This is a genomic window from Pseudomonas sp. PS02303, assembly GCF_029959925.1.
GTDB classification, from domain to species: Bacteria; Pseudomonadota; Gammaproteobacteria; order Pseudomonadales; family Pseudomonadaceae; genus Aquipseudomonas; species Aquipseudomonas mandelii.
In genome coordinates, this window is record NZ_JASCOM010000056.1 from 1 (window position 1) to 17,930 (window position 17,930).

General features: G+C 57.6%; 17 protein-coding genes. 10 read left to right on the forward strand and 7 right to left on the reverse strand.

Annotation, left to right across the window (positions count from 1 at the left end; translation table 11 throughout):
* The first annotated feature begins 138 nt into the window (after nt 1–138).
* Nucleotides 139–453: a tetratricopeptide repeat protein gene (locus QMX98_RS15085; RefSeq protein ID WP_282410981.1), complete on the forward strand. Its 315-nt coding sequence runs from the start codon at nt 139–141 to the stop codon at nt 451–453.
* Here the strand turns inward: QMX98_RS15085 and QMX98_RS15090 are convergent, their stop codons facing one another.
* From QMX98_RS15090 to tag, 3 genes are all read right to left on the reverse strand, one after another.
* Nucleotides 454–693: a PilZ domain-containing protein gene (locus tag QMX98_RS15090; protein ID WP_010465510.1), complete on the reverse strand. Its 240-nt coding sequence runs from the start codon at nt 691–693 to the stop codon at nt 454–456.
* 161 nt (nt 694–854) lie between these two features.
* Complete coding sequence (locus QMX98_RS15095) at nt 855–1,742, reverse strand: lysophospholipid acyltransferase (RefSeq protein ID WP_010465508.1); 888 nt, start codon at nt 1,740–1,742, stop codon at nt 855–857.
* A 40-nt stretch (nt 1,743–1,782) separates the two neighbouring features.
* Entirely contained in the window at nt 1,783–2,340 is a 558-nt protein-coding gene (tag, locus tag QMX98_RS15100; RefSeq protein WP_077748847.1) for a DNA-3-methyladenine glycosylase I, read from the reverse strand.
* Nucleotides 2,341–2,421: 81 nt separating this feature from the next.
* Here tag and glyQ point away from each other — a divergent pair, with 81 nt between their 5' ends.
* The 4 genes from glyQ (at nt 2,422) to QMX98_RS15120 (ending at nt 6,832) form a co-directional block, all read left to right on the forward strand.
* On the forward strand, nt 2,422–3,375 hold the full coding sequence (gene glyQ / locus QMX98_RS15105) for a glycine--tRNA ligase subunit alpha (protein ID WP_003213601.1): 954 nt from the start codon (nt 2,422–2,424) through the stop codon (nt 3,373–3,375).
* Nucleotides 3,372–5,426 (forward strand): glycine--tRNA ligase subunit beta, encoded by a 2,055-nt coding sequence (gene glyS / locus QMX98_RS15110; RefSeq protein WP_282410982.1) that lies wholly within the window; start codon nt 3,372–3,374, stop codon nt 5,424–5,426. Before glyQ ends, glyS begins: the two co-directional genes overlap by 4 nt.
* 4 nt (nt 5,427–5,430) lie before the next feature.
* Complete coding sequence (gene gmhB, locus QMX98_RS15115; RefSeq protein ID WP_167362290.1) at nt 5,431–5,970, forward strand: D-glycero-beta-D-manno-heptose 1,7-bisphosphate 7-phosphatase; 540 nt, start codon at nt 5,431–5,433, stop codon at nt 5,968–5,970.
* Between the two features lie 82 nt (nt 5,971–6,052).
* Nucleotides 6,053–6,832 carry a lysophospholipid acyltransferase family protein gene (locus QMX98_RS15120; protein WP_010465499.1) on the forward strand — a complete coding sequence of 260 codons (780 nt, stop codon included), beginning with the start codon at nt 6,053–6,055 and terminating at the stop codon, nt 6,830–6,832.
* 265 nt (nt 6,833–7,097) lie between these two features.
* Here the strand turns inward: QMX98_RS15120 and gyrB are convergent, their stop codons facing one another.
* Genes gyrB through dnaA form a run of 4 tightly spaced genes read right to left on the reverse strand, consistent with a single transcriptional unit; the run spans nt 7,098 to nt 13,314 of the window.
* Complete coding sequence (gyrB, locus tag QMX98_RS15125; protein ID WP_010465497.1) at nt 7,098–9,521, reverse strand: DNA topoisomerase (ATP-hydrolyzing) subunit B; 2,424 nt, start codon at nt 9,519–9,521, stop codon at nt 7,098–7,100.
* A 5-nt stretch (nt 9,522–9,526) separates the two neighbouring features.
* Nucleotides 9,527–10,630 (reverse strand): DNA replication/repair protein RecF, encoded by a 1,104-nt coding sequence (recF, locus tag QMX98_RS15130; protein ID WP_010465495.1) that lies wholly within the window; start codon nt 10,628–10,630, stop codon nt 9,527–9,529.
* Nucleotides 10,631–10,650: 20 nt separating this feature from the next.
* The gene (gene dnaN / locus QMX98_RS15135; RefSeq protein ID WP_008155702.1) at nt 10,651–11,754 is read right to left on the reverse strand and encodes a DNA polymerase III subunit beta; all 1,104 of its coding nucleotides are present in this window, start codon (nt 11,752–11,754) and stop codon (nt 10,651–10,653) included.
* Nucleotides 11,755–11,793: 39 nt separating this feature from the next.
* On the reverse strand, nt 11,794–13,314 hold the full coding sequence (dnaA, locus tag QMX98_RS15140; RefSeq protein ID WP_077748849.1) for a chromosomal replication initiator protein DnaA: 1,521 nt from the start codon (nt 13,312–13,314) through the stop codon (nt 11,794–11,796).
* Between the two features lie 566 nt (nt 13,315–13,880).
* On the opposite strand from dnaA, the gene rpmH reads away from it, so the two are divergent.
* The 5 genes from rpmH (at nt 13,881) to mnmE (ending at nt 17,809) form a co-directional block, all read left to right on the forward strand.
* Nucleotides 13,881–14,015, forward strand: a complete 135-nt coding sequence (rpmH, locus tag QMX98_RS15145) for a 50S ribosomal protein L34 (RefSeq protein ID WP_003213577.1) — start codon at nt 13,881–13,883, stop codon at nt 14,013–14,015.
* A 16-nt stretch (nt 14,016–14,031) separates the two neighbouring features.
* Nucleotides 14,032–14,433: a ribonuclease P protein component gene (rnpA, locus tag QMX98_RS15150; RefSeq protein ID WP_010465490.1), complete on the forward strand. Its 402-nt coding sequence runs from the start codon at nt 14,032–14,034 to the stop codon at nt 14,431–14,433.
* Complete coding sequence (gene yidD, locus QMX98_RS15155; protein ID WP_010465488.1) at nt 14,426–14,671, forward strand: membrane protein insertion efficiency factor YidD; 246 nt, start codon at nt 14,426–14,428, stop codon at nt 14,669–14,671. Before rnpA ends, yidD begins: the two co-directional genes overlap by 8 nt.
* 2 nt (nt 14,672–14,673) lie before the next feature.
* Entirely contained in the window at nt 14,674–16,359 is a 1,686-nt protein-coding gene (gene yidC, locus QMX98_RS15160; RefSeq protein ID WP_042932461.1) for a membrane protein insertase YidC, read from the forward strand.
* 79 nt (nt 16,360–16,438) lie between these two features.
* On the forward strand, nt 16,439–17,809 hold the full coding sequence (gene mnmE, locus QMX98_RS15165) for a tRNA uridine-5-carboxymethylaminomethyl(34) synthesis GTPase MnmE (protein ID WP_010465483.1): 1,371 nt from the start codon (nt 16,439–16,441) through the stop codon (nt 17,807–17,809).
* Nucleotides 17,810–17,930: the final 121 nt, after the last annotated feature.

A 17,930-nucleotide genomic window follows, 5' to 3' on the forward strand; every position in this document is an offset into this window, starting at 1 on the left:
GGCTCGCTCCCACAGTGGGATTTTCGCCGCACACCAAATTCGTGTTCACTGAAGATCAACTGTGGGAGCGAGCCTGCTCGCGAAGGCGGCCTCACTAAAACAGATCAACGCCTGACACACCTCAACAAGGAACCCCCCATGCTCGAATCCCTGGAAAAAATGCTCGCCAAGGGTGTGGATAACTCATTGCTGCGCTTCGGCCTGGGCAAGGGTTATCTGGATCTTGGAGAACACGCCAAGGCCGCCGAGCATTTTCAGCGTTGCGTCGAGTTCGATCCGAAATATTCGGCGGCCTGGAAGTTGTTAGGCAAGGCCCATCTGGCACTGGCCGACTTTCCAGCTGCGCGTCAGGCGTGGGAGCAGGGTCTGGAAGCCGCCCGTGCGCATGGCGACAAGCAGGCAGAGAAGGAGATGACGGTGTTTCTGAAGAAGCTTGAGCGTCAGGCGCACTGATCAGAGGTAACGCAGGCCGATGCCATCGGCGTCGACCAGCACCACTTCCATGCGCACGCGTGGCGCACCGGTGGGCAAGCCCTGCACCTGTCCAAAAACCACCGCGCCTTTAGGCAACGACGACAAGCCGGGATGCTTGACGTAGACACCCGTGGCCGACAGGTTACGTGTCTGACCGAGGCATTCGCCGAAGCTTTCGTGAGTGATCTTGATGCGAAACGATTTGCGGTGTTCGGACATCTTTTGCGCCCTTGTATGAACCGTTGTGGATAACCTGCCCCCTGTGGGAGCGAGGCTTGCCCGCGAAGAGGTCATTACATTCAACATTGATGCTGGATGCTATATCGCTTTCGCGGGCAAGCCTTGCTCCTACAAGTTATCCACAGATCATGCCAATCAACTCAATACCAACGCTCTTCACCGGGTGGCCGCTTCTTGAAGCGCTTCATGCTCCACATGTACTGGCTCGGATAGGCCCGCACATACCGCTCGACCACCTGGCTCATGGCTGCGCACGACGTTTCGGTATCGGTGCTGTACATGGCTTCGGGCGCGGCTTCCAGGATCACCTTGTAACCTGAACCGTCCGGCAGGCGCAGGGCATGCAAGAACACGCCGACCGCTTTACCGCCGGCGAGCATGTTCGGTACGAACTTGCTGGTCAGCGCCTGGGTGGCGAAAAAAGGTACGAATATCCCAGCGGATTCGGCTGGTTCCGGGTCAGCGGGAATACCCACTGCACCACCTTTGCGCACTTCCTTGATGACGCTGAGGATGCCTTCCTTGGTGGAAGCGGCCACGCGGTTACCCAATTGCACCCGCTGTTTGCGCAGCAGATCATCCACCGCTTTCAGTTTCGGCGGTCGGTAGAAAATGATCGGTTTGCACTGGTTGCAATAGAAGTGGTTCAACACTTCCCAATTACCCAGGTGGCTGGTGATGCCGACCACGCCCTTGCCGGAGGCGAGGGCGTCCTTCAACACATCGAGCCCTTCGACTTCACGCACCAGATCGATCGAACGCTGAGCCGGCCAGATCCAGGCGCAGGCGCTTTCGGTCAGGGACTTGCCGATGTCTTTCAGACTCTGGCCGACCAGACGCTCGCGTTCAGCCGGGTCCATTTCGGGGAAGCACTTGGCGAGGTTGATCCGCACCACATCGCGGGAACGGTTGGGTGTTTTCCACATGACCCAGCCAATGGCCGAGCCCACGGCTTGCACTGCCCGCCACGGGAGCAGGGCAAACAGCCGCAGAGCGCCTACCAGCAAGGCGCCTTTAAACTTATCCACAGGTCACTCCTGATCTTGTGCTGTGCGCGAGGCGGCCATTCTAACCGCCGTTGGCGAGCTGAGCGTAGCGGTCGCAGTCTTGCGTGTGGTCCATGACCATGCCCGAGGCCTGCATCATCGCGTAGCAAATGGTCGGACCGACGAACGTGAAGCCGGCCTTTTTCAAGCCTTTGCTCATCTCCACCGCCGTCGGCGTGACCGCCGGCACTTCGGTGCGATCCTTGAAATGATTGATCACAGGCGTGCCGCCGACGAAGGACCAGAGAAACGTTACCGGGTCCTCCAGCGCCAGCCAGGCCTGGGCGTTGCGTCGGGCGGCGTTGAGTTTGAGGCGATTGCGAATAATGCCCGGATCGAGCATCAATTCATCGATTTCCGCGTCGCTCATCTGCGCCACCCGTTGTACGTCGAAGCCGAACAATACCTCGCGATATCGCTCACGTTTTCGCAGCACGGTGATCCAGGAAAGGCCGGCCTGGAACCCTTCGAGCAAAAGCAACTCGAACAAACCCTGCGCATCGCGTAGCGGCGTGCCCCACTCCTGATCGTGATAAGCCATGTACAGCGGATCTTCGGAACACCAAAAGCAGCGTGGCATAAGGCTCCAGGGGGCGTGCGCAGGACCGAATCGGGTATACTCCCGCTCTTTAAATCGCAGCCCAAGAAACAGGTGAATTTCGTGAGCCAGCCTACGCCAGCCGTGCGTACCTTCCAAGACTTGATCCTCGCCCTCCAGCAATACTGGGCCGAGCAAGGTTGTGTGGTACTTCAGCCCTACGATATGGAAGTAGGCGCCGGCACTTTCCACACCGCTACATTCCTGCGCGCCATTGGCCCGGAAACCTGGAACGCCGCTTATGTGCAGCCCAGTCGTCGCCCGACTGACGGCCGCTACGGCGAAAACCCGAATCGTCTGCAGCACTACTACCAGTTCCAGGTAGTCCTGAAGCCGAACCCGGATAACTTCCAGGAACTGTACCTGGGCTCCCTCAAGCACGTCGGCCTGGACCCGTTGGTCCACGACATCCGCTTCGTCGAAGACAACTGGGAATCGCCGACACTGGGCGCCTGGGGTCTGGGCTGGGAAGTCTGGCTCAACGGCATGGAAGTGACGCAGTTCACTTACTTCCAGCAAGCGGGCGGCATCGAGTGCTACCCGGTGACCGGCGAGATCACTTACGGTCTGGAACGTCTGGCCATGTACCTGCAAGGCGTGGACTCGGTCTACGACCTGGTCTGGGCTGACGGTCCGTTCGGTAAAGTGACTTACGGCGACGTGTTCCACCAGAACGAAGTGGAGCAGTCGACCTACAACTTCGAACACGCCAACGTCGAGAAGCTGTTCGAACTGTTCGACTTCTACGAAAGCGAAGCCAAGCGCCTGATCGAACTCGACCAGCCGCTGCCATTGCCGAGCTACGAAATGGTGTTGAAGGCCTCCCATACCTTCAACCTGCTGGATGCGCGCCGGGCGATCTCGGTGACCGCGCGTCAGCAATACATCCTGCGTGTGCGCACCCTGGCGCGTTCCGTTGCGCAAGCCTACCTGCTGGCTCGCGCCAAGCTGGGCTTCCCGATGGCGACCCCGGACCTGCGTGACGAAGTACTGGCCAAGCTGGAGGCTGCACAATGAGTGCTCAAGATTTTCTGGTTGAACTGGGCACCGAAGAACTGCCACCCAAAGCCCTGAACACCCTGGCCGACGCGTTCCTGGCCGGTATCGACAAGGGCTTGCAAGCCGCGGGCCTGAACTACGAGACCAAAACCGTCTACGCCGCACCACGTCGTCTGGCTGTGCTGATCACCTCGCTGGCGACTCAGCAGCCGGATCGCAGCATCAACCTCGACGGCCCGCCACGTCAGGCCGCGTTCGATGCCGAAGGCAACCCGACTCAAGCAGCACTGGGCTTCGCCAAGAAATGCGGCGTCGACCTGAGCGAAATCGATCAAAGCGGCCCGAAACTGCGTTACAGCCAAAGCATCGCCGGCAAGCCGACTGCGAGCCTGCTGCCGACCATCGTTGAAGATTCGCTGAACGACCTGCCGATCCCCAAGCGCATGCGCTGGGGTGCTCGCAAGGAAGAATTCGTTCGTCCGACCCAATGGCTGGTAATGCTGCTCGGTGACCAGGTCATCGATTGCACGATCCTCGCCCAGAAGTCCGGTCGTGATTCCCGTGGTCACCGCTTCCATCACCCGGAAAGCGTGCGTATCACTTCGCCGGCCAATTACCTGAGCGACCTGCGTGCCGCCTACGTACTGGCCGATGCCAACGAGCGTCGCGAGCTGATCAGCAAACGCACCGAAGAGCTGGCGACGATGCAGGAAGGTACTGCCATCGTTCCTCCAGCCTTGCTCGACGAAGTGACCGCGCTGGTCGAATGGCCGGTGCCGCTGGTGTGCTCGTTCGAGGAACGTTTCCTCGACGTGCCACAAGAAGCCCTGATCACCACCATGCAGGACAACCAGAAGTACTTCTGCCTGCTGGATGCCGACGGCAAGTTGCTGCCACGTTTCATCACTGTGGCCAACATCGAAAGCAAAGACCCGCAACAGATCATCGCCGGTAACGAGAAAGTGGTTCGTCCACGCCTGACCGACGCCGAGTTCTTCTTCAAGCAAGACAAGAAGCAGAAACTCGAAGACTTCAACCTGCGCCTGCAGAACGTGGTGTTCCAGGAAAAACTCGGCAGCGTCTACGACAAGGCCGAGCGCGTTTCCAAACTGGCCGCGTTCATCGCGCAACGCATTGGCGGCAACGCAGCCTGGGCTTCCCGTGCCGGCCTGCTGTCCAAGTGCGATCTGGCGACCGAGATGGTCGGTGAGTTCCCGGAGATGCAAGGCGTCGCCGGTTACTACTACGCCCTCAACGACGGCGAGCCGGAAGAAGTCGCACTGGCCCTGAACGAGCAGTACATGCCGCGCGGTGCCGGTGCTGAACTCCCGACCACCCTGACCGGTGCGGCCGTGGCCATCGCCGACAAGCTCGATACCCTGGTCGGTATCTTCGGCATCGGCATGCTGCCAACCGGCAGCAAAGACCCGTACGCCCTGCGTCGTGCTGCACTCGGCGTGTTGCGCATCCTGATCGACAAGAAGCTCGATCTCGACCTGAACGACGCCGTGGCATTCGCCGTGAATGCGTTCGGTACCAAGGTCAAGGCTGCCGGCCTCAACGATTCGGTGCTGGAATTCATCTTCGACCGTCTGCGTGCCCGTTACGAAGACGAAGGCGTGGATGTCGGGACTTACCTGTCGGTCCGTGCCCTGAAGCCGGGTTCGGCGCTGGACTTCGATCAGCGCGTACAAGCCGTGGAAGCGTTCCGCAAATTGCCGGAAGCCGCAGCCCTGGCCGCAGTGAACAAACGCGTTTCGAACTTGCTGAGCAAGGTCGATGGCTCCATTCCTTCGGTCGTGGAAGCCAAGTACTTCGACAACGCCAACGAGTTCTCCCTGTACTCGGCGATCCAGCAGGCTGACCAGGCTGTACAGCCGATGGCCGCTGCCCGTCAGTACAGCGAATCGCTGGCCCGTCTGGCTGCCTTGCGCGAGCCGGTGGATGCGTTCTTCGAGGCCGTGATGGTCAACGCTGAAGACGCCAAGGTCCGCGCCAACCGTTACGCATTGCTGGCGCGCCTGCGTGGACTGTTCCTCGGCGTTGCCGACATTTCGATGCTGGGCTGAGGGACTGCTGTTGAAACTGCTGATTCTCGATCGGGACGGGGTGATCAATTACGACTCCGACGCTTACATCAAGTCGGTGGAGGAGTGGATTCCGCTCCCCGGTTCGATCGAAGCCATCGCGCAGTTGAGCAAGGCCGGCTGGACGGTGGCGGTGGCTACCAACCAGTCGGGCATCGCTCGCGGCTATTACGACATCGCTACCCTGGACGCTATGCACGAGCGCTTGCGTTCGTTGGTGGCGGAGCAGGGCGGCGAGGTCGGGCTGATTGTCTACTGCCCGCACGGGCCGGACGACGGCTGCGATTGCCGCAAGCCAAAACCCGGGATGTTGAAAACCATCGCCGCTCATTACAACGTATCGCTGACTCATCTATGGTTCGTCGGCGATACCCTTGGTGACCTGGAAGCCGCCAAAGCCGTCGACTCTCAGCCAGTTTTGGTAAAGACCGGGAAAGGCGAAAAGACTCTGGGCAAGACCCTGCCGGTGGGCACCTTGATTTTTGACGATCTTGCGGCGATTGCCGCAGAACTTATCCACAATTAGAGTGCTTCGATTGTTCCTGACCAAGGATTGATCGGGAGTGCGCTTGAATAGGCGGGCAGTGCCCGCAACGGTAAATGTCGCCATGTCGATACTGCAGGCCATCAGAACCTTCCTCTTTTACCTGCTGCTGGGCACCAGCTCCTTGCTTTGGTGCAGCCTGAGCTTTTTAATCGCGCCGTTTCTGCCGTTCAAGGCGCGGTATCGCTTCATCAATGTGTACTGGTGCCGTTGCGCCTTGTGGCTGAGCAAAGTCTTTCTGGGCATCAGCTACGAAGTAAGGGGCGCCGAGAACGTGCCTGACCAGCCCTGCGTGATTCAGTCGAACCACCAGAGCACCTGGGAGACCTTCTTTCTCTCTGCCTACTTCGAGCCATTGAGCCAAGTGCTCAAGCGCTCATTGCTGTTCGTGCCATTCTTCGGCTGGGCCATGGCCATGTTGCGACCGATCGCTATCGACCGCGACAATCCGAAAGCTGCGCTCAAGCATGTGGCGAAGAAGGGACATGAATTGCTGAAGGATGGCGTCTGGGTGCTGATCTTCCCCGAAGGGACTCGCGTTCCTTATGGCACCATCGGCAAGTTCTCACGCGGTGGCACCGCATTGGCGGTCAATGCCGCACTTCCAGTCCTGCCGATTGCGCACAATGCCGGCAAGTTCTGGCCGAAAACCGGTTGGGCGAAGAAGCAGGGCGTCATCACCGTGATCATTGGCGAGCCGATGTACGCCGTGGGCAGTGGGCCGCGCGCCATTGCCGATCTGAATGACCGTGTGCAGAGCTGGAACGAACAGATGCAGCGGGAAATGGGTTCGCTGCCAGCCGCCCCAGCTGCCCCCTCGGCCAACGATCAAGTGGCTGTCTGAGATTCTGTGGATAACCTGTGTACCGTTTTACCGAAAATTAACGTTTTGTGATCGTATCTTTATGATTTATATATATATTTCTTAAACTCATAAAACTCCGGAAATGGTGCATAAGTTTTTTTCGGGCGCAAAAAAACCGGCTGATATAGCCGGTTTTTTTATGCCTGCGATTTGCGATGTGTTTGGCTCTGCGATCATCTTTGAAGGTATAAAAAAAGGCCAACGCTGAGCGTTGGCCTTTTTCAATTAGCAGTCAGCTGCTGGATTAGAAATCCAGGTTAGACACCGCCAAGGCGTTGCTTTCGATGAAGTCACGACGAGGTTCGACCGCATCACCCATCAGGGTGTTGAAGATCTGGTCTGCGCCAATGGCGTCTTCGATGGTCACTTTGAGCATCCGGCGCTGGCTTGGGTCCATGGTGGTTTCCCACAGCTGATCCGGGTTCATTTCGCCCAGACCTTTGTATCGCTGGATGGTGTGACGCTTGGTGCTTTCAGCCATCAGCCATTCAAGGGCTTCCTTGAACTCGGTGACCGGCTTTTTGCGCTCGCCACGCTGGATGTACGCACCGTCGTCCAGCAAGGTGCTCAGTTGAGCGCCCAGGGATACAACGGTTTTGTAATCGTTGCTGCCGAAGAAGTCGCGGTTGAAGGTGACGTAGTTCGACAAGCCGTGGGAGATCAGTTCGACCTCTGGCAGCCAGACGTTACGTTCACGGTCTTCACGCAGGCTGGCTTTGTAGACCAGGCCAGACTTCTCGACAGTGCGCAGACGGACTTCGTACTGGGCCATCCAATTCTGCATCGCTGCGTGATCAGACAATTGCTCCAGACTGACAGCAGGCAGATAGATGAAGTGCTCGGTCAGTTCCTGTGGGTACAGTCGCGACAGACGCTTGAGAGTCTTCATTACCAGACGGAAGTCGTTCACGAGACGCTCAAGGGCAGGTCCGGAAATACCCGGAGCATCCTCGTTCAGGTGCAGGCTCGCGTCTTCCAGGGCCGACTGCGTCATGTACTCTTCCATGGCGTCGTCGTCTTTGATGTACTGCTCTTGCTTGCCTTTCTTGACCTTGTACAGCGGCGGCTGAGCGATATAGATGTAGCCGCGCTCGATCAGTTCCGGCAACTGACGGAAGAAGAAGGTCAGCAGCAGGGTACGGATGTGCGAACCGTCGACGTCAGCATCGGTCATGATGATGATGTTGTGGTAACGCAGCTTGGCGATGTTGTACTCGTCGCGGCCGATGCCGCAGCCCAGCGCGGTGATCAAGGTGCCCACTTCTTGCGAAGAGATCATCTTGTCGAAGCGCGCCTTCTCGACGTTCAGGATCTTGCCTTTCAACGGCAGGATGGCCTGGGTCCGGCGGTTGCGACCCTGCTTGGCGGAGCCGCCAGCAGAGTCACCTTCCACGAGGTACAGTTCTGACAGGGCAGGGTCTTTTTCCTGGCAGTCAGCCAGTTTGCCCGGCAGGCCGGCGATATCCAGCGCGCCTTTGCGACGGGTCATCTCACGGGCTTTACGCGCCGCTTCACGAGCGCGAGCCGCGTCGATCATCTTGCCGACGACCAATTTGGCTTCGTTCGGGTTTTCCAGCAGGAAGTCGGAGAAGTACTTGCCCATTTCCTGTTCGACCGCGGTCTTCACTTCGGAAGACACCAGCTTGTCTTTGGTCTGGGAGCTGAACTTCGGATCCGGGACTTTCACCGAAATGATTGCGGTCAAGCCTTCACGGGCATCGTCACCGGTGGTCGCGACCTTGTGCTTCTTCGCCAGACCTTCCGCTTCGATGTAGGTGTTCAAGTTACGCGTCAGTGCGGAGCGGAAACCCACCAAGTGAGTACCGCCATCGCGCTGTGGAATGTTGTTGGTGAAGCACAACAGGTTCTCGTTGAAGCTGTCGTTCCACTGCAGGGCGATTTCCACGCCGATGCCGTCTTCGCGCTGGATGTTGAAGTGGAACACCTGGTTGACCGGAGTCTTGTTGGTGTTCAGGTATTCAACGAACGCACGCAGGCCACCTTCATACTTGAACAGCTCTTCCTTGCCGCTGCGCTCATCCTTGAGGACGATACCGACACCGGAGTTGAGGAAGGACAGTTCACGAATCCGCTTGGCCAGGATGTCCCAGCTGAAGTGGATATTCTTGAAGGTCAGATCGGACGGTTTGAAGTGGATCTGGGTGCCGGTGGTTTCGCTCTCACCAACAATTTTCATCGGCTCTTTCGGAACGCCGTGAATGTACGTCTGTTCCCAAATCTTGCCGCTGCGGCGAACGGTCAGGACCAGCTCTTCGGACAGGGCGTTGACCACCGAAACACCTACACCGTGCAGACCGCCGGATACTTTGTAGGAGTTGTCGTCGAACTTACCGCCGGCGTGCAGCACGGTCATGATGACCTCGGCTGCCGAAACGCCTTCTTCTTTGTGCACGTCTACCGGGATGCCACGACCGTTGTCGCGAACGGTGATGGATTCATCCGGGTGGATAATGATGCTGATGTCGTCACAGTGGCCAGCGAGCGCTTCATCGATGGAGTTGTCGACTACCTCGAAGACCATGTGGTGCAGACCGCTGCCATCGTCGGTGTCACCAATGTACATACCAGGACGTTTACGGACGGCATCCAGGCCTTTCAGCACCTTAATGCTCGTTGAGTCGTAGGTATTCGTATTTTCTTCGCTCAATGCCTTCACTCCCGATGGTCGTGGGTCTGGGTGATACGGCCCTGTTCCACGTGGAACAGAGCGACTGGCGTTTCCGTCTGCCAGCCGTCCCTCAATAATTCGTGATCTACACAGGTGATAAACACCTGGCAGCGTAAGTCTTCCAGCAAGCGGCAAAGCGCGCGACGGTGGTGCTCGTCCAGTTCGGACGGCAGGTCATCCACCAGATAAATACACTGGCCGCGTCGGGCCTGGCTTACCAGGTGCCCCTGGGCAATCCGCAATGCACAGACCACCAACTTCTGCTGACCACGGGACAAGATGTCCGCGGCGTTATGTGCACCCAACCTAAGGCGCAAATCAGCACGTTGTGGTCCGGCTTGGGTATGACCCATTTGCTGATCCCGCTGAAGGGACCCGGCGAGCACAGCACTCAACTCCCGGTCCTTGTCCCAACCGCGGTAATAGCTGAGCGTCAAACCCTCGAGCTCAACCAGTTCGCTCAAGGTCTGTTCAAAGACTGGTTTCAAGGCTTTGATGTAAGCGCGGCGGTATTCATCTATTTCAGCGCTGGCCTGGCACAGTTCCCTGTCCCAAACCGCTTGCGAAACGGCGTCAAGTGTACCATGCCGCAGCCAAGAGTTTCTCTGGCGCAGGGCCTTCTGCAAGCGCTGCCAGGTGGACATGAATCGCGGTTCCACGTGGAACACACCCCAGTCGAGAAACTGCCGACGAATCTTCGGTGCGCCTTCCAGCAAGCGGAAGCTGTCCGGGTTAATCAACTGAAGCGGCAGGATCTCCGCCAGTTGCGCCGCACTGCGAGCATTCTGGCCGTCGATGCGAATCTGAAACTCGCCCTGCCTGTCTCGAGATATCCCCAACGCGCTATGGCCACCCTCGGCCAATTCAACCTGCCCAAATACGGTGCATGCCAATTGCTCGTACTGAATGACGGGCAACAATCGGGTGCTACGAAACGAACGGGCAAGCCCCAGCAGGTGAATGGCTTCCAGAACACTGGTTTTGCCGCTGCCGTTGGCGCCGTAAAGAATATTGATTCGGGGGGAGGGGGAGAAGGTCACCGGGTGCAGATTACGCACCGCGGTGACCGAGACGCGACTTAAAGACATCTAGCTTCTGCTGAGCATGATTACAGACGCATCGGCATGACAACGTAGGCCGAGTCATCGTTGTCGGACTCTTGCACCAGCGCACTGCTGTTCGAGTCGGACAGGATCAGGCGAACCTGCTCGGTGGTCATCACGCCCAGCACGTCGAGCAGGTAGCTCACGTTGAAGCCGATTTCCAGATTGCCGCCGTTGTACTCGACGCCGACTTCTTCTTCAGCTTCTTCCTGCTCCGGGTTGTTCGCCTGAATTTTCAGCTGGCCGTTGGCCAATTGCAGTCGGATACCGCGGTACTTCTCGTTGGACAGGATCGCAGTGCGGCTGAATGCTTCACGCAGGGCTTGGCGATCACCGAGTACCAGCTTGTCGCCGCCTTTTGGCAGAACGCGCTCGTAATCAGGGAATTTACCGTCGACCAGTTTCGAAGTGAAGGTGAACTCGCCGGTGGTCGCGCGGATGTGGTGTTGACCCAGCACGATGCTGACGATGCCGTCCGGCTCGGTCAGCAAGCGCGCGAGTTCAAGGATACCTTTGCGCGGCACGATGACCTGATGGCGATCCGGCTGACCGATATCGGCCTTCATCGAGCACATCGCCAGACGGTGACCGTCGGTGGCCACGGCGCGGATGATGCCTTCGGACACTTCCAGCAGCATGCCGTTCAGGTAATAACGCACGTCCTGCTGGGCCATGGCGAAGCTGGTGCGTTCGATCAAACGACGCAGCTTGCTCTGCTCCAGGCTGCAAGTCAGCGAGCCAGGGCCTTCTTCGACCGTAGGGAAATCGTTGGCCGGCAGGGTCGACAGGGTGAAGCGGCTACGACCGGCCTTCACGACGAGCTTCTGCTCATCGACCTTAATGTCGATCAGCGCATCGTTCGGCAAGCTCTTGCAGATGTCCATCAGCTTGCGCGCAGGCACAGTGATGGAACCCGGGTCCGCAGGCTCTTCGAGTTGCACACGACCGACCAGCTCGACTTCCAGGTCGGTACCGGTCAGCGACAGTTGCTGGCCTTCGACAACCAGCAGCACGTTGGAGAGCACCGGCAAGGTCTGTCGGCGCTCGACGACGCCTGCGACCAGTTGCAGGGGTTTCAACAGGGCTTCGCGTTGAATGGTGAAATGCATGGTCTAGTCCCTTGCCTTAATAAGCTGCGCTGGTGTTCATCAAGTAGTCAGTGTACGCAGCAGGTTCTTGTAGTCCTCGCGGATGTCCGCGTCGGATTCCTTAAGTTCGTTGATCTTGCGGCAGGCGTGCAAAACGGTCGTATGGTCGCGGCCACCAAACACATCGCCGATTTCGGGCAGGCTGTGGTTAGTCAACTCTTTGGACAACGCCATTGCAACCTGACGCGGACGTGCGACCGAGCGAGAACGACGCTTGGACAGCAGATCGGAAATCTTGATCTTGTAGTACTCGGCGACCGTGCGCTGAATGTTATCCACAGAGACCAGTTTGTCTTGCAGCGCCAACAGGTCTTTCAGGGATTCGCGAATCAACTCGATGGTGATGTCGCGGCCCATGAAGTGCGAGTGTGCGATCACGCGTTTAAGCGCGCCTTCCAGCTCACGGACGTTGGAGCGGATACGCTGGGCAATAAAGAACGCCGCATCGTGTGGCAGATCGACTTTGGCCTGGTCAGCCTTTTTCATCAGGATCGCGACGCGGGTTTCCAGCTCCGGCGGCTCGACGGCGACCGTCAGGCCCCAGCCGAAGCGGGATTTAAGGCGCTCTTCAAGGCCTTCGATTTCTTTCGGGTAGCGGTCACTGGTAAGAATGACCTGCTGGCCACCTTCAAGCAGGGCGTTGAAGGTGTGGAAAAACTCTTCCTGGGACCGCTCTTTGCGAGCGAAGAACTGAATGTCATCGATCAGCAGCGCATCCACCGAACGGTAGAAGCGTTTGAACTCGTTGATCGCGTTCAGCTGCAGGGCCTTGACCATGTCGGCGACGAATCGCTCCGAGTGCAGGTACACGACCTTGGCATTCGGGTTCTTCTTTAATAGATGGTTACCCACAGCATGCATCAAGTGAGTCTTACCCAAGCCGACGCCGCCATAAAGGAAGAGCGGGTTGTAACCGTGCTTGGGGTTATCCGCGACCTGCCAGGCCGCAGCCCGGGCCAGCTGGTTGGACTTACCCTCGACAAAGTTTTCGAAGGTGAACGTGCGGTTCAGGTAACTGGTGTGCTTGAGCGCGCCTTCGACTTGCACCGTGCGCTGCTCTGACCGAATAGGAGCCTGTTGCGAGCTGGCGCCGGCCATCGGGTCGAAGCTGTCGCGTGACGGCTCTTCACTGACCTCCGCCACTTTTTGCGTCGCACGCTTGGTCGGTGCGGTCGCCGGGGCTGGCGCTGGAGCGCTGACAGGCGCTTGAGCGGCCTGAGCCTGGGAAGCAGCGGCGGCCAACGGTGCATTTGGTGCCGCACGCGGTGCCGAACTGCGTTTGCTGCCTATTAATAAGGAGAGCGCGGGCGCGATGCCATTGCCATGCTCATCCAGCAGTTCAAGGACGCGGCCCAGGTACTTTTCGTTGACCCAGTCGAGAACAAAACGATTCGGTGCGTAGACACGCAACTCGTCGCCTTCGGCTTCGACCTGTAGTGGACGGATCCAAGTGTTGAATTGTTGGGCAGGCAGCTCATCGCGCAAAAGCTCCACGCACTGCTGCCAAAGTTCCACTGACACGGATATCCCCTAAGTTGAAAGCCGGTGAGGCAAAAACAAGCGGCCATTGTAGCGGCCAGACGCCCACTTATCCACATGCAGGTTGCGCACAGGCCATGAATTATCAACGCGTTAACCGCCAAAAAGGCGACCAATGGTATGTGCATAAGCTCTGTGGATAACCGCCCATGAGGGCACTGGACAAGTGGGGGTGAAACTCGGTGGATAACCCGCCTGTGGATAACTGGCCATTCCACCCACAGCTTATCCGACAGTGCAGCACAGGCTGCCCCCTATTTTCCACCGTAGTTGTCATTCTCTGTACAGCACGGGATAGAAGGGCTAAAGGTAGTTATCCACAGAAGATCGCCTCCCTAGCTTTTATAAGCTTTACAAAAAAGCTTTAAATAACTTCCTTCTTTATTTCTATATCTAGCGAAGGCGTGCGGACGAGAAAAGGCCTGGAGATCTATTTATAAGGAAACGCTGGTTGGAAATTGACCTAGAGGCTTGCTTTCTCTAGAATCCCCGGTCTCTTAAAACGGGGGCCATTCCGGCCCGTTGTGGACGAACCAGGTAACACGACAATGAAACGTACTTTCCAACCAAGCACTATCAAACGCGCTCGTACCCACGGTTTCCGTGCTCGCATGGCTACCAAGAACGGTCGTGCCGTCCTGTCGCGTCGTCGCGCCAAAGGTCGTGCGCGTCTGGCAGTTTGATAATCCGGCACTGGAGGTGAGTCAGGACTTCAGTCGGGAAAAGCGTCTGCTTACTCCCCGGCATTTCAAGGCAGTCTTTGACTCCCCTACCGGCAAGGTTCCGGGGAAAAATCTCCTGCTCCTTGCGCGCAACAACGATCTTGATCACCCCCGTCTCGGGTTGGTTATCGGGAAAAAGAGCGTAAAGCTCTCCGTCGAGCGCAATCGCCTCAAACGTCTGATGCGCGAATCGTTTCGCCTGAACCAGGATTCACTGGTCGGTTGGGACATCGTTATCGTCGCGCGCAAAGGTTTGGGTGACGTAGAAAACCCCGAATTGATTCAGCATTTCGGCAAGCTCTGGAAGCGTCTGGCACGTAGCAAGCCGGTACCAGCAGTCAAAACCGAAACTGTAGGGGTAGACAGTCCCGATGCGTAAACTGGCACTCGTTCCGATCCAGTTTTATCGCTATGCCATTAGTCCTCTGATGGCCAGTCACTGTCGTTTCTACCCCAGTTGTTCCTGCTACGCGTATGAAGCCATAGAAAATCATGGCCTTCTGCGCGGTGGCTGGCTGACCTTTCGTCGTTTAGGTCGCTGTCATCCGTGGAATCCCGGTGGTTATGACCCGGTTCCACCTATCCCTACCTCCCGTTCTTCTTCGATGGCCGAGTAATCATGGATATCAAACGCACGATCCTGATCGTCGCCCTGGCAATCGTGTCCTACGTTATGGTTCTTAAATGGAACCAGGACTATGGCCAGGCTGCCCTGCCGACTCAGAATGTTGCTTCCAGTACTACCGCACCGGGCCTACCGGACACGGCGACTGGCAATAATGCTTCTGTCAGTGACGACATTCCACGCGCACCAAGTGATACCAGTGCAACTGCACCTACTGAAACCCCAGTGGCTGTAAGCAAAGACCTCATCCAGATCAAAACGGATGTGCTCAACCTGGCTATCGATCCACAAGGTGGTGATGTTGCCCAACTGACGTTGCCGCTGTATCCACGTCGCCAGGACCATCCGGAAATTCCATTCCAGTTGTTCGATAACGGCAACGAGCGGACTTATCTGGCCCAGAGCGGTCTGATCGGCACCGACGGTCCGGACGCAAGTCCAGCCGGTCGCCCGGTTTACTCCTCCGAGAAGAAGATCTACCAACTGGCTGACGGTCAGGACCAAATGGTCGTGGACCTCAAGTTCAGCAAGGACGGCGTCAACTACATCAAGCGTTTCACCGTAAAACGTGGCTTGTATGACGTAACCGTTTCCTACCTGATCGACAACGAAAGCGCCAAGCCTTGGTCGGGTGCGATGTTCGCCCAGCTGAAGCGTGACGCCAGCTCCGATCCTTCTTCCAGCACTGCCACCGGCACCGCGACTTACCTGGGCGCCGCCCTGTGGACAAGTAACGAGCCGTACAAGAAAGTGTCGATGAAGGACATGGACAAGGCTCAGCTGAAAGAAACCGTTAACGGCGGTTGGGTTGCCTGGTTGCAACACTACTTCGTGACCGCGTGGATTCCGGCGAAGGGCGAAAACAACCTTGTCCAGACCCGTAAAGACAGCAAAGGCAACTACATCATCGGCTACACCGCTCCGGCAGTGACCGTTGCACCAGGTGCTAAAGCCGAAGTCAGCGCTGTTCTGTACGCCGGTCCAAAAAGCCAGGCTGTGCTGAAAGAGTTGTCCCCAGGTCTGGAATTGACCGTCGATTACGGCATTCTGTGGTTCATTGCCCAGCCTATCTTCTGGCTGCTGCAACACATCCACGCGCTGATCGGTAACTGGGGCTGGTCGATCATCTTCCTGACCATGCTGATCAAGGGGATTTTCTTCCCGCTGTCGGCTGCCAGCTACAAATCCATGGCGCGCATGCGTGCAGTGGCACCGAAACTGGCTGCGCTGAAAGAGCAACATGGCGATGATCGGCAGAAAATGTCGCAAGCCATGATGGAGCTGTACAAGAAAGAGAAGATCAATCCGCTGGGTGGTTGCTTGCCAATCCTCGTGCAGATGCCGGTTTTCCTGTCGCTGTACTGGGTTCTGCTGGAAAGCGTTGAAATGCGCCAAGCGCCGTTCATGCTGTGGATTACTGACCTGTCGATCAAGGATCCGTTCTTCATTCTGCCGATCATCATGGGTGCAACCATGTTTATCCAGCAGCAGTTGAACCCGACGCCTCCGGATCCGATGCAGGCGAAGGTCATGAAGCTGATGCCAATCATCTTCACCTTCTTCTTCCTGTGGTTCCCGGCTGGTCTGGTGCTGTACTGGGTTGTGAACAACTGCCTGTCCATCGCCCAACAGTGGTACATCACTCGTAAAGTCGAAGCAGCTACCAAAGCAGCTGCCTGATTTACACTGTGGATAACCACTCAAAACGCCCCCTAGTGGGGCGTTTTGCTATCTGTCACTTTTGTCTGGGTACTGGTTTATGAGCGTTCCTCGGGAAACCATCGCAGCTGTCGCCACCGCTCAAGGTCGCGGTGGTGTGGGCATCGTCCGTATTTCCGGGCCGTTGGCGAGCATTGCTGCCAGGGCGATCAGCGGTCGGGAATTGAAACCTCGATTTGCCCACTACGGCCCGTTTCTCAACGAAAACGAAGAGGTGCTGGACGAAGGCATCGCGCTGTATTTCCCGGGACCGAACTCCTTCACCGGCGAAGACGTGCTTGAGCTGCAGGGACATGGCGGGCCTATTGTTCTCGATATGCTGCTCAAACGTTGTCTGGAACTGGGCTGTCGTCTGGCTCGGCCAGGAGAATTCAGTGAACGCGCCTTCCTCAACGACAAGCTCGACCTGGCCCAGGCGGAAGCCATTGCCGACTTGATCGAGGCCAGTTCTGCACAGGCTGCGCGAAATGCACTGCGTTCGTTGCAAGGCGCTTTCTCCCTGCGTGTGCATAACCTCACCGAGCAGTTAATCGGCCTGCGCATCTACGTCGAGGCTGCGATCGATTTCCCGGAGGAAGAAATCGACTTCCTGGCCGACGGCCACGTACTGGCCATGCTCGACAAAGTGCGCGATGAATTATCCACAGTGCTTCGTGAAGCCGGGCAAGGTGCTTTGCTTCGCGACGGGATGACCGTGGTCATTGCCGGCCGGCCAAATGCCGGCAAGTCCAGCCTGCTGAATGCCTTGGCCGGTCGAGAAGCCGCGATCGTGACCGAGATTGCCGGCACCACCCGGGATATTCTTCGCGAACATATCCACATCGATGGCATGCCGTTGCACGTGGTCGACACCGCCGGTCTGCGGGATACCGATGACCAGGTGGAAAAAATCGGCGTCGAGCGGGCGTTGAAAGCCATCGGCGAAGCAGATCGGGTGTTGCTGGTGGTCGATGCGACCGCTCCTGAGGCACTTGATCCGTTTGCGTTATGGCCGGAGTTCCTTGAAATCCGCCCGGATCCGGCAAAAGTTACGCTGATCCGTAATAAGGCTGACCTGACGGGAGAAGCGATTGCCCTGGAAGTCAGTGACGATGGCCACGTCACCATCAGTCTTAGTGCCAAATCTGGCGGTATGGGGCTGGAATTGCTACGCGAACATCTCAAGGCCTGCATGGGTTACGAGCAGACTTCGGAAAGCAGCTTCAGTGCACGCAGGCGTCACCTTGATGCGTTGCGACACGCCAGCGCATCCCTTGAGCATGGCCGTGCGCAGTTGACTCTGGCGGGTGCTGGCGAGCTGCTGGCGGAAGATTTGCGCCAGGCTCAGCACTCTTTGGGTGAGATCACCGGCGCATTCAGCTCGGATGATCTGCTGGGACGTATTTTTTCCAGCTTCTGCATCGGTAAATAGTCCTTCCGATATTCACAGACAGGCCGTTCGCGCCTGTCTGTTCCCTCCCTTGCCTTAAATTTCCTCCAGTGCCGAGTAGATTCTTTCTGCTTGAGCGGATTTTCCGTGTCCGGAATTTGCT